The organism is Psychrobacillus sp. OK028, from assembly GCF_900103605.1.
Lineage (GTDB): Bacteria > Bacillota > Bacilli > Bacillales_A > Planococcaceae > Psychrobacillus.
In genome coordinates, this window is record NZ_FNHY01000012.1 from 61,729 (window position 1) to 74,128 (window position 12,400).

Annotated in this window: 14 protein-coding genes and 1 pseudogene; 6 read left to right on the forward strand and 9 right to left on the reverse strand. The window is 36.2% G+C overall.

Translation table 11 applies throughout. From position 1 onward, the window contains the following. The first annotated feature begins 35 nt into the window (after window positions 1-35). Window positions 36-1,475, forward strand: coding sequence for a DEAD/DEAH box helicase (locus tag BLR36_RS17350; RefSeq protein ID WP_093063012.1), 1,440 nt, complete (start codon window positions 36-38; stop codon window positions 1,473-1,475). 176 nt (window positions 1,476-1,651) lie between these two features. Here the strand turns inward: BLR36_RS17350 and BLR36_RS17355 are convergent, their stop codons facing one another. Then, window positions 1,652-2,092 carry an NUDIX hydrolase gene (locus BLR36_RS17355; protein WP_093062996.1) on the reverse strand — a complete coding sequence of 147 codons (441 nt, stop codon included), beginning with the start codon at window positions 2,090-2,092 and terminating at the stop codon, window positions 1,652-1,654. Between the two features lie 136 nt (window positions 2,093-2,228). Between BLR36_RS17355 and BLR36_RS17360 the strand changes: the two genes are divergently transcribed. From BLR36_RS17360 to BLR36_RS17375, 4 genes are all read left to right on the forward strand, one after another. Then, the gene (locus BLR36_RS17360) at window positions 2,229-3,308 is read left to right on the forward strand and encodes an AI-2E family transporter (protein WP_093062997.1); all 1,080 of its coding nucleotides are present in this window, start codon (window positions 2,229-2,231) and stop codon (window positions 3,306-3,308) included. 12 nt (window positions 3,309-3,320) lie between these two features. Continuing rightward, complete coding sequence (locus BLR36_RS17365; protein WP_175454113.1) at window positions 3,321-3,776, forward strand: PH domain-containing protein; 456 nt, start codon at window positions 3,321-3,323, stop codon at window positions 3,774-3,776. 58 nt (window positions 3,777-3,834) lie between these two features. Then, window positions 3,835-4,221, forward strand: a complete 387-nt coding sequence (locus tag BLR36_RS17370) for a DnaJ family domain-containing protein (protein ID WP_093062999.1) — start codon at window positions 3,835-3,837, stop codon at window positions 4,219-4,221. 161 nt (window positions 4,222-4,382) lie between these two features. Continuing rightward, window positions 4,383-4,922: a biotin transporter BioY gene (locus BLR36_RS17375; protein ID WP_093063000.1), complete on the forward strand. Its 540-nt coding sequence runs from the start codon at window positions 4,383-4,385 to the stop codon at window positions 4,920-4,922. A gap of 135 nt (window positions 4,923-5,057) precedes the next feature. Here the strand turns inward: BLR36_RS17375 and BLR36_RS17380 are convergent, their stop codons facing one another. The 3 genes from BLR36_RS17380 to BLR36_RS17390 all read right to left on the reverse strand — a co-directional run bounded on the left by BLR36_RS17380 (window position 5,058) and on the right by BLR36_RS17390 (window position 6,371). After that, window positions 5,058-5,267, reverse strand: a complete 210-nt coding sequence (locus BLR36_RS17380; protein ID WP_093063001.1) for a hypothetical protein — start codon at window positions 5,265-5,267, stop codon at window positions 5,058-5,060. Beyond that, window positions 5,260-5,571 carry a DUF3243 domain-containing protein gene (locus tag BLR36_RS17385; protein WP_093063002.1) on the reverse strand — a complete coding sequence of 104 codons (312 nt, stop codon included), beginning with the start codon at window positions 5,569-5,571 and terminating at the stop codon, window positions 5,260-5,262. Before BLR36_RS17385 ends, BLR36_RS17380 begins: the two co-directional genes overlap by 8 nt. 80 nt (window positions 5,572-5,651) lie before the next feature. Next, entirely contained in the window at window positions 5,652-6,371 is a 720-nt protein-coding gene (locus BLR36_RS17390; protein ID WP_093063003.1) for a hypothetical protein, read from the reverse strand. A 401-nt stretch (window positions 6,372-6,772) separates the two neighbouring features. Between BLR36_RS17390 and BLR36_RS17395 the strand changes: the two genes are divergently transcribed. Continuing rightward, complete coding sequence (locus BLR36_RS17395; RefSeq protein WP_093063013.1) at window positions 6,773-7,969, forward strand: NAD(P)-dependent malic enzyme; 1,197 nt, start codon at window positions 6,773-6,775, stop codon at window positions 7,967-7,969. Between the two features lie 292 nt (window positions 7,970-8,261). On the opposite strand, the gene BLR36_RS17400 is transcribed toward BLR36_RS17395, so the two are convergent. The 5 genes and pseudogenes from BLR36_RS17400 to BLR36_RS19110 form a co-directional block, all read right to left on the reverse strand. Continuing rightward, the gene (locus BLR36_RS17400) at window positions 8,262-9,221 is read right to left on the reverse strand and encodes a DMT family transporter (protein ID WP_093063004.1); all 960 of its coding nucleotides are present in this window, start codon (window positions 9,219-9,221) and stop codon (window positions 8,262-8,264) included. Window positions 9,222-9,233: 12 nt separating this feature from the next. Then, a complete protein-coding gene (pepT, locus tag BLR36_RS17405) occupies window positions 9,234-10,460 on the reverse strand; it encodes a peptidase T (protein ID WP_093063005.1) in 1,227 nt (408 codons plus the stop codon). A 37-nt stretch (window positions 10,461-10,497) separates the two neighbouring features. Further along, complete coding sequence (locus BLR36_RS17410) at window positions 10,498-11,145, reverse strand: lysoplasmalogenase (protein ID WP_093063006.1); 648 nt, start codon at window positions 11,143-11,145, stop codon at window positions 10,498-10,500. 342 nt (window positions 11,146-11,487) lie between these two features. After that, a complete protein-coding gene (locus BLR36_RS17415) occupies window positions 11,488-11,865 on the reverse strand; it encodes a RidA family protein (RefSeq protein WP_093063007.1) in 378 nt (125 codons plus the stop codon). 414 nt (window positions 11,866-12,279) lie between these two features. Further along, window positions 12,280-12,400 (reverse strand): annotated as a pseudogene (locus tag BLR36_RS19110) (NADPH-dependent oxidoreductase); the annotation flags it as partial.

The window sequence follows — 12,400 nt, forward strand, 5'->3', positions numbered from 1 at the left end:
TATTGACTAAATTAGTTTGTAAGAGGAGATTATGCATAGTGCATTTTAAAGAATTTAAGCTAGACGAGAAGATTTTACGTGCCATAGAACAGTTAGGCTACACAGAACCGACAGAAGTGCAACAAAAGGTAATACCGGTCGTTTTAGAGAAACAGGATGTATTAGTGAAGTCTAAAACAGGGAGCGGAAAAACAGCTTCCTTTGCAACACCATTATGCGAGCTAGTAGATTGGGAGGAAAATAAACCCCAAGCATTAGTATTAACACCTACAAGAGAATTGGCAGTTCAAGTGCAGGAGGATATCACCAATATAGGTCGTTATAAACGTATAAAAGGTCTTGCTTTATACGGGAAATCACCATTCGCAAAACAAAAATTAGCACTTAAGCAAAAAACACATATTATTGTGGGTACGCCTGGTAGAGTGTTAGACCATATAGAAAAAGGAACACTAGATGTATCTAAAATCGAGTATTTAGTAATTGATGAAGCCGATGAAATGCTTAATATGGGCTTTTTAGAGCAGGTAGAATCTATTATTAAATTACTGCCAAAAGCTCGTACGACAATGCTGTTTTCTGCAACTCTTTCGGAGCAAATTAAAAAACTAAGTACGAAATACATGAAAAATGCAGTTTCGATTGAAATTGACTCATCTGAGGAAAATGCACCAGATATAGAACATGTGAAGTATGTTGTAGTGGAAGAGCTAAAGCTTTCCTTGCTTGAAAAGCTGACCACTGTGGAAAACCCAGACAGCTGTATTATCTTCTGTCGTACAAAGGAACGAGTAGAACAGCTCGTAGATGTATTGGATGAAAAAGGCTATACAGCTGACAAGATTCATGGTGGTATGATGCAGGAGGACCGTTTCGAGGTGATGGATGATTTCCGAAAAGGAGAGTTTCGTTATCTAATCGCAACGGATGTTGCGGCTCGTGGGATTGATATTGATGATATCACGCATGTAATTCATTATGATGTGCCATTAGAGCAAGAAAGCTATGTCCACCGCACAGGTAGAACAGGGCGAGCGGGTAGAAGTGGTAAATCAATCATGCTGGCAACTCCTTTTGAGGATAAGTTTGTAAGAGAGATCGAATCATTTATTGGTTTCGAAATTCCTACTGCATCGGAGCCTACAAAAGAAGAAGTTGTAAAAGGTCGTGCTGCATTTGACATGAAAATGCAGGAGCAGCCAGAGATAAAAAAATCGAAAGGCGAACAGCTAAACGCGAATATTACAAAACTGTATTTCAATGGTGGTAAGAAAAAGAAAATACGTGCAGTCGATTTTGTAGGAACTATCGCTAAAATCGAAGGTGTCACAGCAGATGATATAGGAATTATTACGATTCAAGACACGGTATCTTATGTAGAAATATTAAACGGCAAAGGTCCACTTGTCTTGAAAAAGATGCGAAATACAACCGTCAAAGGTAAACTATTGAAAGTTCATATTGCCAATAAATAAAAAAGAGGCTTTCCACAGCGGAAAGCCTCTTCCATGTTGGTGAAATTATCTGTTCCGAGAATAATAAGGAGTGAATCGAGAGTAAATTTACATGAAGCGCTAGTAAGCTCTTCACGAATGAGAGTAAGTTACCGTTGAAAGTGAGTAAACTATACGCATGCGCTAGTAAATCAAAACTAAAGCAAAGCATCCTCAATAAACTTACGATAACTCACCATAATACCATCTGGCAGTTGAGTTGGAGGGAAGAACTGAAGACTAATGGACTCATTGCCATCTGCCAAAATCTGTCCGCTATATTCAAAGGTTTTATAAACTGCAGAAACTGAATAGAACGTATCCCCGTTTGGATTTTCAATATAATAGTCAGGACCAGAATATACTTGGCAAAGCTGAAGTGCTCCAATATGAAGCCCGGTTTCTTCCAACGTTTCACGTCTGGCTGTATCTTCGAAGCTTTCACCTAGCTCCATCAACCCTCCAGGCAGACCGTAAATACCTGGCTCTCTTTCTTGCAGTAATACTTCGCCTTTATCATTCAAAATGAGCACATTCGATCCAGGTAATATGAGCGGTTGATGTCCTACATATTTTCTTAGTTGTTTATAGTATTCCATGTTCACTAATCTCTCCAATAAGATTTTATTTAAAATTGTACCTCAATAATGGTACGATAAGAAATAATAATTGAAACTTTCAGTTAGAAAATGCGTAGAAGTAGTAGTTATTAATAATAGAGGATGTGAGCATCACATGACAAAGAAACTGTGGTTTCAAACAGGAGTAGCCATACTACTGACGTTAGTTATTATTCGTATGTTCATCGAAGTCAAAGGCATTTTTTCACCACTTTTGATAATTGGACAAACGATATTTTTACCTTTACTTATAGGTGGTGTTCTTTTTTATTTATCACGTCCGCTTTTAAATTGGTTGGAATCTATTAAGTTTCCTAGATGGGCTAGTATGCTTTCAGTATTTTTTGTAATTGGTCTACTAGGTTGGTTGTTTTATGCATTAATTGGTCCTCCACTAACAAAACAGGTGAATACATTAATTGATAACACTCCAGGTATTGTTAAAGAGGTGGAACAATTTACGAAATATATGCTTTCTCAGAAGGATCTATTACCAGAAACACTGCAAGAAACGGTAAATGATGCAACAGGAAGGATTAATGATATAGCGGTTTCAGCAGGCTCATTTCTTATTCAATTTATTCAAAATGTATTCCAAGGAATTTTCTTGCTTGTACTAGTGCCATTTTTCCTTGTGTATATGTTAAAAGACCACGAAAAGTTTGCCCCCTTTGTCTCTAGCTTTTTTAAAGGCGAGAAAAAGACGTGGGTACGTAAAACATTAGTTGATATTGATGATACTTTACGTTCGTATATTCAAGGGCAATTATTTGTTAGTTTTTTAGTTGGTTTAATGCTATTGATTGGCTACTTTGCTATAGGTTTAGAATATGCTTTATTACTAGCAGTTTTCGGTATGATGATGAATGTAATACCATTTTTAGGACCGTATATTTCAGTTATTCCAGCAATAATCATTGCAGTAATCCAAGAGCCTAAGCTGGCAATTTATGTTGCAATTATCATGCTAGTTGCACAACAAATTGAAAGTAACTTTATCACGCCAAATGTGATGGGGAGATCATTGGATATTCATCCATTAACCGTTATTACTATTATTTTAGCGGCTGGAAATATCGCAGGCTTATGGGGAATTATCTTGGCTATTCCGACCTACGCGGTTATTAAAGTTATATTAAAAAATATTTATGCGCACAGAGAGGGCATTAAGGATGCTGCTACGAAGTCAGTATAGGAGGCAAAAATGATGGAGTTCCGTTCAAAAATTGATCGGACATTTATTATTATGATGTCGGTTGCAATAGTTATCATTGCGTTAGCGACTTTGTGGCCGGTAGCATATGAATTGTTTTATACAAATTCACCTGAATATTTGGCTATCTGGATTATGATTGCTTTGTTTTTAGTATGTACAGTTTTTCTCTTATGGGTTTCCTTAGATATTCATTACATTATTTTCGATGATTATTTGTATGTAAAAGGTGGTCCTTTCCGAAGTAAAATAAAATATAAGGATATGACTAGGGTAAATAAGTCATCCAATATATTAGTTGGCTATCGAATTCTTTCTTCCAAGGATGCACTAGAAATCTATTATAAACACTCATTAATGGGGAGTATAATAATTTCTCCAGACAATCAAGAGCAGTTTTTAGAATTATTATTACAAAAAGCACCACATATTGCTCAAGTAAGACTGTAATCATTCTCAAAGAAATGCATTCCAAGATGAAACCATTCATTCATGAAAGAGGTGCACTATGGATAACGATAACTTCAACAAGCCAAGTAATGATTTGATAGGAGATATTCTAAAAGAATATGCAAAGACTGGCGGCATGGATAATTTAAAGGGATCAGGGAAGCCAATATCAGAGGAGTACTTCTCTGGCGATATCTTTCAACACTTCCAAAAAATTGCGAAGGATGCGGGTTTTAAACCACACTGGTTAAAGCTTCAGCATGAGATAAAGGATGAACTGCATGACATTGCGCAAAAATATGCAGCTGATGAAAAAGAAGGCCTACAGTTTAGAGTGACAAAAGTGAATGAAAAAATAATGCAGTACAACAAAGCTTGTCCACCACCTATGCAAAAAGGAACGGTTAGATTAGAAACAATAGATAATGCTAGTAGTAGATGGTAATAATGTATCGCCACAAACATTGAGTTTGTGGCGATTTTTATTTTCCAGGAAATATTTCTTGAAAATATTTGTATTGACGAGTAATTCTTTTCTAACTAAAATATAAATGAGTTAACTTTAATTGTACATATGGTTAACTCATTTATAGAGGAGGAATACATATGAGAAATGACCGTTTAAAAATGATGATTGTAGCTGCATTGTTTGCAGCTATCATAGCAGTTGCAGCACAAATTATGATCAATGTTCCGCCAGTACCCTTTACATTGATGACGATTGCGGTAATGCTAACAGCAACTATTCTAGGGGCAAAGTATGGAACACTTGCCGTAACTGTATATGTATTGATGGGAATAATAGGAATTCCAGTTTTTGCTGGGATGAAAGGTGGATTCGGTATAATACTCGGTCCAACAGGTGGATACCTAGTTGCAATAATACCTGCTGCGCTATTTGTTGGATGGTATTTAGATAAATTTCAGTATTCAAAAATACAAGCAATTATTGCCAATATAATAGCTGTGTTTATAATATTAATCCTTGGTTCTATTTGGCTGAAAATTGCAGCTGAACTACCTTGGGATGCAGCGTTTAAAGGTGGAATGCTTCCATTTGTTCTTCCTGACCTAGCGAAAGCAGTGGTAGCCGCGCTAATAGGTATTATTATTCGAACAAGACTGGTAGCGGCTAAACTAATCTAAATGTAGAATACTATCGCATAAATAGAAATTTGCTCCTGCGCGAAGCTCGTCGCAGAAAAGGCTTGGCTCCTGCGCGAAGCTCGTCGAAGCACAAAAAAGCTTGCTCCAGTGTGGGATATCGGAGCAAGCGTTTTTTTATTTGGGGTATCGTTCTGAACTGAGTGAACGATTTTTTGTGTGGTTGTGGTCTTTTTCATCTAGAAATTCAATATTTATATCTTCGACAGGGAGGGCATCGACAGTTTGCATGTCCTCATGCATATCAAATAAGCTCTCTTTGGTAGTACGAACACCATCAGGATTGTCGAGTATCCTTCCAGTTGCATCCTTGCGAATATCAGCCATTTTTAACCATGTTTAAAAGCATATGACTAAGCGCTTGTTGCTGATCTTTGTCTCCGCTTATCCACAATTGTTGAAGGACATGCTCTTCGCGGTTACGTGGTTCTTCATGGTTAGCTAAATAGCCAGCCACTTTTTCAGTAGCTTTAGCTAAAGTTTCATCACTAAGTCCCATTTTTTCACCAGCTGCTACTTTTCCAGATAAATACGCTTTAAAGCTAGAAAAGTTTTTTAGGATTTCTTCTTTTTCTTCTTGGCCAATGCTATCAAGCTTTGCATCGATACGATTATCTATATTGCTTCCCAATCTTCCTCACTCCTTTTTATTTGAACTCTTCTTAGGTATGTCCAAAGAGTGAGCAATCATGCATACATTTTATAAATAAATTATTTTACTTGTGGGCAAAAACCACACTTTTGCAATCCGGGTACATCCTTTGAAAAGCAACAGGTTGTTCTCACTGTAGTATTTAAAAGATCTGCTGGATTTCGATCTTTTAAGTAAAAATGTAAATACTGTTTAGAAGCAAATACCTTCCAAATGGCCGGATCCTTTAATAGTTTCCAATCATTCCTCGCTTTGTCTTCTAACGCTGGATTTTCAAAAAACGTGTAGTAATGCCAAATTAAGTACCCAAAAACATTTTCCCAAAGTGTTAATGGAGAAATACTGCATTGGGAGCGGAGTTGATCAATAATTGGGGAACATTGTTGCTCCCAAATAAGCTGGACATCTACATCACGTTTTTTATTAACATCTCGAAAAAACTCCTGGGGAGCAAATGTACTTATTGTTTTGTTCCCATATTCGGTCGTACCAAAAAACTGAAGCGCTTCTATAGGGCCATCCCAGATTTCGTCATACATTGTCATCATGTAAAACTGCATAGAGATGAACATTCCAACTCTTCTCATAAAAAAAGAAGCAGCAATAGGATCGTTTGGTGCTGAAGAGATTAGTTTAATGATGGGTAGTGCATGAGCGACATTATTCCCTGTGAATAATATTGTTCCACTAGGCTGGGTAAAAACACTATAGTTATTTAATTGTTGGATTTGAGTATTCGATAAGTTTGTCATGTAAATAGTATACAATTTTTTGTACATTTAGTTGACTTTTTAATTGAAAATGATTATCATTACCGTAGAGAGTTCCTCTTAATGAAGAAGTTCTAACAGCGACTTTTCTCCAAATCGTAGCTGATATTAGGTGCACACCTTGACCCCCTCAAAGTTAAGATAGTGCATGAATATGTAGGTAGCCAATTAAATGGTTACCTATTTTTTTACGAGAATTTTTAATAAAAAACTCTATAATTTTTATTAAAATAAACTTTATTTTCCAATAAAATATAAACATAGGAAATTAATTGTGAACATATTCACTAAGTATTAACCGTTGACATGTAGTTTGGGAATAACTATAATTTTGAGAATATAAAGATTATTGGATAAAAATTCAATAGTCCTTATCAAAGGGGAAAATAAAAAAGGGATGGTGTGTGAAAATGGATTTGAAATCAAGAGCGTTACGATTGCATCGTGAAAGTAAGGGAAAGATAGAAGTTGTCTTTAAAGTTCCAATGGACAGCATGGAGGATTTAAGCTTAGCCTACTCACCAGGTGTTGCAGAGCCGTGTATTGAAATCCATAACAATCCATCCACTATTTATGAATATACCGCTAAAGGAAACTTAGTTGGTGTAGTAACAGATGGTACTGCCGTATTAGGCCTCGGTGATATAGGACCAGGAGCTGCTTTGCCCGTCATGGAAGGAAAGGCAATTTTACTAAAAAGATTTGCTGACGTTGATGCATTTCCGATATGTTTGGACACAAAGAACGTTGATGAAATCGTCCAAATTGTAAAAGCATTAAGTCCAACTTTCGGTGCTATAAACCTGGAGGATATTTCCGCACCACGTTGTTTTGAAATTGAAGATCGACTTCGCAGTGAACTGGATATTCCGGTATTTCATGATGATCAACACGGCACAGCAATTGTAGTTGGAGCAGGACTTCAAAATGCGATGAAACTTGTAAATAAAACAAAAAATAATGTAAAAGTTGTTATTAATGGAGCTGGAGCTGCTGGAATGGCTATCTTGAGAGTTCTTCTACAGTTAGGATACACTAATATTATTATGTGTGATTCAACAGGAATTATTTATGAAGGACGCGAACAGGGCATGAATCCTATTAAACAATCAATTGCAAATTTAACGAATCCACTTTGTTTAACTGGTTCATTAAAGGACGCAATGGAAGGTTCAGATATATTTATTGGGGTTTCAATAGCTAATTTACTCACAAAAGATTTAGTCCAATCAATGAATTCAGACTCTATTATTTTTGCACTTGCTAATCCTACTCCCGAAATTTCGTATGAACTTGCAAAAGAATTGGGCGTGAGAGTAGTAGCAACTGGTCGATCTGATTATCCAAACCAAGTAAATAATGTATTGGCATTTCCAGGTATTTTCAGAGGTGCTTTAGATGTAAGGGCAACAGATATTAACGAACAGATGAAGTTGGCTGCTGTTGAGGCGATTGCATCGTTGGTCAATGAAAGTGAGCTTAAAGATGACTATATCATTCCACGAGCATTAGATGAGAGAGTTGTTCAAGTAGTAGCTGCAGCAGTTAGTGAAGCAGCAATTTCTTCGGGAGTTTCCTTACTTTATCAGCCAGTATTAGAGAGTTAAAAACCAAAAAAGAGGATTGGTAGTGTTAGTAGCTGTCAATCTTTTTTGTTTACGTTTGGCACTGCACTGAAAATAAAGCTATATTATGGAATTAATTACCTATTCCAACTAGCGGAGTGATTATTCCAACTAAACTGCCCAATATTCCAACTAAGCTATTGATTTTTACAACTAAACCATTCAAAATTCCAACTAACTCAAATGGGGAGCCTGATTTCCACTTCTACTTAGTAAATCTACGCGATTTTTTACAGAAAAAGAGTATCGTGAGTTAAAATCACGATACTCTATATTATTGCTGCTCTATTTTTATTACAGCTTTTCTATTTAATATTTTCGTATAGTAACTATGTAAGAACATACCTAGAATAATGATACCAAGTCCTATAAGTGCAATCGGTGCTGGTAATGGCACGTGTAGCAAGAACATTTCCCCGATAATAACGAAAATGATTTCGGTAGATTGGGTTGCTTCTACAGCCGCCAATTTCCCCTGATGATTGCGAACTCTGTCAGTTGCCATGAAAAATAAAATAGTAGCAATTACTCCAGAGCTAACTGCAACGATAAAGGATTGAAATACTTGATCAGAAGATGGTAATCCAACAGTGAAAATTGCGTACATCCCCAATAAAATCCAAGCAGGCATGGAGGCAACAGTCATACCTAAAACACGTTGAAATGTATCCAAACGTCCATTTAAATGTCCCATCATTTTACGGTTACCTAGAGGATAGGCAAAGGCTGCTATCAGGACAGGTAATATCCCTAAAAAGATCATTCGAAAATTGACTGATTCCGTATTTGGAATTTGTATAAGGATGATTCCTATTAAAATCAGGAGTGAAATAAATAACGAAACAACTGGGATTTTTTGTTTTATGACTCTGTTTTCCACTTGCATCATAAATAATGGTGCAAGCAGAACTCCAGCGACAATCGTGAATTGCCACATTCCGGAAATTAGCCAACCAGGTCCATAAGCCGCGGCAAAAGTGAGTGGTGCATAAAATAATACAAAACCTACGAAGCTCCATAGTAACCAAGCTGCTGGTGCAGATTTTATTTCTTTAAAAGTAGCGGATAAACCTTTTCGATAATAAACAATGATGAACAAAAAAGGTAGCATGAAAAAATATCGAAGGGAGGAGCTCCAAATCCAGCTTCCTCCCGATATTTCCATAGAACGATTAAGTATAAAGGTAACAGCAAAAAACAAAGAGGCTAAAACACCTAATAATATTTCACGCATTTCTGCACCAACTTATGCTTGTTTTTCAAACGATTGAATGATCCCTTTTACAACTTCCGTTGATTTCTCCATTACATCTACAGAGATAAACTCATATTTTCCATGATAGTTTTCTCCACCAGTGAAGACGTTAGGTGTTGGCATTCCCATATAAGAAAGTTGAGAGCCATCTGTTCCTCCACGTACTGGAATAATAAGTGGTTCAATGTCTAATGCAATCATCACATCTTTTGCTGCATTTACAATTTCCATAACGGGAGAAATTTTTTCACCCATATTGTAGTATTGATCGTTTAACTCAACAGATATAGCATCTTCTCCGTACTCTGCTTTGATCTTCTGTGCAGTATCAAGGAATAGTTGTTTTTTAGCTTCGAATTTTTCACGATCATGGTCACGAATAATGTAGCTAAGTTCTGTTTTTTCTGTATCCCCATTAATATTCATCAAGTGAATAAAGCCTTCATAACCATCTGTTTTTTCAGGGACAGCGTCAGTTGGCATATGAGATTGGAATTTTGTAGCCATAGTAATGGAGTTCACCATTTTGTCTTTGGCAGAACCTGGGTGTACACTTTTTCCGTTCGTTACAACTTTGGCACCAGCTGCGTTAAAGCTTTCAAATTGTAACTCTCCTAATGGACCGCCATCCATTGTATAGGCAAATTTTGCGCCGAATTTCTCTACATCAAATTTATGTGGACCACGTCCGATTTCTTCATCTGGTGTGAAAGCAACTCGAATTTTCCCGTGCTTTACTTCTGGATGCTCGATAAAATATTCCATTGCTGTCATGATGATCGCAATTCCGGCCTTATCGTCGGCACCTAGAAGGGTAGTGCCATCTGTTGTTAATAATGTGTGACCAACATAATTTTTTAATTCTGGGAAATCTTGAACAGTCATGATTGTGTTTTCATTTAACGTAATATCTCGTCCGTCATAGCTCTCGATTCGCTGTGGGTTTACGTTTTTCCCTGTATAATCTGTAGCTGTGTCAACATGGGCTAAGAAGCCGATTGTTGGAATTTCTTTATCTGTGTTAGCAGGTAAAGTGGCGAAAAGGTATCCATTTTCATCTAATGTTATTTCCTCTAAACCAACTCTAGCTAATTCTTTTTGAAGCTCATGAAGCAAGTCCCATTGTCCTTCAGTAGATGGGCAAGTTGTGCTAGATGCGTCTGATTGTGTATCTATTTTTGCATAGCGAACTAAACGTTCGATTAATGTTTCTTTCATGAGATTAAATCTCCTTTCGATTTTGCAAAGCTATTTCCTATTTTATCAGATTCTTTCGACTTACGGAATATTGAATACTAATTGCGAACATAAATTGTGCCCCGTAATAGGAAATCATGATCAAGGCATCCGAGAAAAGAACCTCGACTATAAACTTATTAATAGCAAGTATGGAATCCGAGAAGATAAATAAAATAGCGCCAATGATAGCAAACTTGTTAGCTGTTTGAAAAGCACTCCAACCCATCGTCAAAATAACGCCAATATACAAAACAACAGCACAGGCTAACACTATATCTCCTTGAGACCAAAGAGTGCCTGCTAGCCATAAACCCATCGCTAGTCCATATGCTAATAACACTACGATTATCCACTTAGGAAGAGGGGTATGCTTGATTTGTTTAAACGCAAAAATATACCAAATATGACCGATTAAAAATGTAATGAGTCCAACAATAAACCAATAAATCAACCCGTCAGCGAGCATACAAACAGTGAGTCCGATTAAAATAAGTGTCTTGTACTTTTTTGACTCTCCGACAGGTCGTAGAAACGCAAATAATATAATAAGTAGCATCGGTATAAGTTTAAACACAATCTTTGTTGAAACAGGATCACTTGGAATAAAGAAAATATAAATAATGCCCATAACTGCGATTAAAACCCCAATAATTTTGCTCCACATAAAGACAAACACTCCCCTTTCTTTTAAATTCTTTACAAGAGGCAAAACTTCCTTCACATTCTATGCAAATAGAAATGAAAAAAAGAACAAAATAACCAGTTGCCGTTAGATAGAGGTAACAGATTAGTTTGTTCTTGAGAAATGATTTTTTATAACCGATTTCTTCAGGCTGACTAACTATTGCAATTGTTGGTTTGATAAATGAATGGAATCGAAATAGCTTTGAAGAATCTGTTGATGCCATGAATATCCATTTAGTCGAAACGTTTATAAAGAGAAGTTAAATGATATCTTTTATAAAAAAACATTATGTTAAAGTTTGGTTGGACAAAGAAAAGAGCGTTATCTTCTAGCTATCATCTCAATTTCTACCTGTGCACCAAGAGGTAAGGAAGAGACACCTATAGTTGTACGAGCAGGGTATGGCTCAGAAAATTGTGCAGAATAAACTTCATTCATTGCGTTGAAATTATTCATATCAGTTAAGAATACATTCACTTTTTCAACATTATCAGGAGTTAAGCCAGCTGCTTCTAATACATTGAAAAGATTCTTGAAACATTGATTTGTCTGTTCAACAATGTCTCCTTCTACAAGCTTTCCAGTCTGGGAGTCAACTGGGGTTTGTCCAGATAAAAATACTAAATCTCCTGATTCGATTGCATGGGAGTAGGGACCGACAGCAACCGCTCCAACTGCACTAAATGCCTTTCTTGACATATAAAACTCCTCCTTTGGGTATAAAGTAAATAGACATATTAACGTATATGGAATAAATAAGTAATAATAATAAGTAATACATCCGTGCTACCAATCAATGACTGCTTTCCCCATTTGGGATTACAAAAAAGAAATAGAATGTTTTATTAACAATTTTAACATTTCTAGTTCAACTAATGGGTTAGTTGAACCCAAAAAAAATTGTATTATCCAACTCTATATGTCACTAAAGCAACTTCCTTGCAACAAGACTTTTAGATAATTTAATTGACCACTCACCTCAAGATATTCTTCATTATAAGCTATATAAAGATTGAACCTATATTTTAACTGTCTAAATATAGGTATGTTAAAAGTGTACAAAAAAACTCACCCCTTAGGATGAGTTTTTCTATAATTTGTTACCGTATATAATTACTTGCGTACAGTTTTTAAAGCAGTTGTCCAAGGAATAACTTGGTCTAGCATTTGGTTCACTGAATCTGCTTGAACTGCAGCTGGTTTGAAGTCTGTACCGTTTTCGAAGTCTGTGAAT

Excerpts from the sequence above, each read along its gene's own strand:
- BLR36_RS17355 (WP_093062996.1), bottom strand. The coding sequence starts at position 2,092 with ATGGAATACTATAAACAACTAAGAAAATATGTAGGACATCAACCGCTC.
- BLR36_RS17360 (WP_093062997.1), top strand. The coding sequence starts at position 2,229 with ATGACAAAGAAACTGTGGTTTCAAACAGGAGTAGCCATACTACTGACG.
- BLR36_RS17365 (WP_175454113.1), top strand. The coding sequence starts at position 3,321 with ATGGAGTTCCGTTCAAAAATTGATCGGACATTTATTATTATGATGTCG.
- BLR36_RS17370 (WP_093062999.1), top strand. The coding sequence starts at position 3,835 with ATGGATAACGATAACTTCAACAAGCCAAGTAATGATTTGATAGGAGAT.
- BLR36_RS17375 (WP_093063000.1), top strand. The coding sequence starts at position 4,383 with ATGAGAAATGACCGTTTAAAAATGATGATTGTAGCTGCATTGTTTGCA.
- BLR36_RS17380 (WP_093063001.1), bottom strand. The coding sequence starts at position 5,267 with ATGGCTGATATTCGCAAGGATGCAACTGGAAGGATACTCGACAATCCT.
- BLR36_RS17390 (WP_093063003.1), bottom strand. The coding sequence starts at position 6,371 with ATGTACAAAAAATTGTATACTATTTACATGACAAACTTATCGAATACT.
- BLR36_RS17395 (WP_093063013.1), top strand. The coding sequence starts at position 6,773 with ATGGATTTGAAATCAAGAGCGTTACGATTGCATCGTGAAAGTAAGGGA.
- BLR36_RS17400 (WP_093063004.1), bottom strand. The coding sequence starts at position 9,221 with ATGCGTGAAATATTATTAGGTGTTTTAGCCTCTTTGTTTTTTGCTGTT.
- pepT (WP_093063005.1), bottom strand. The coding sequence starts at position 10,460 with ATGAAAGAAACATTAATCGAACGTTTAGTTCGCTATGCAAAAATAGAT.
- BLR36_RS17410 (WP_093063006.1), bottom strand. The coding sequence starts at position 11,145 with ATGTGGAGCAAAATTATTGGGGTTTTAATCGCAGTTATGGGCATTATT.
- BLR36_RS17415 (WP_093063007.1), bottom strand. The coding sequence starts at position 11,865 with ATGTCAAGAAAGGCATTTAGTGCAGTTGGAGCGGTTGCTGTCGGTCCC.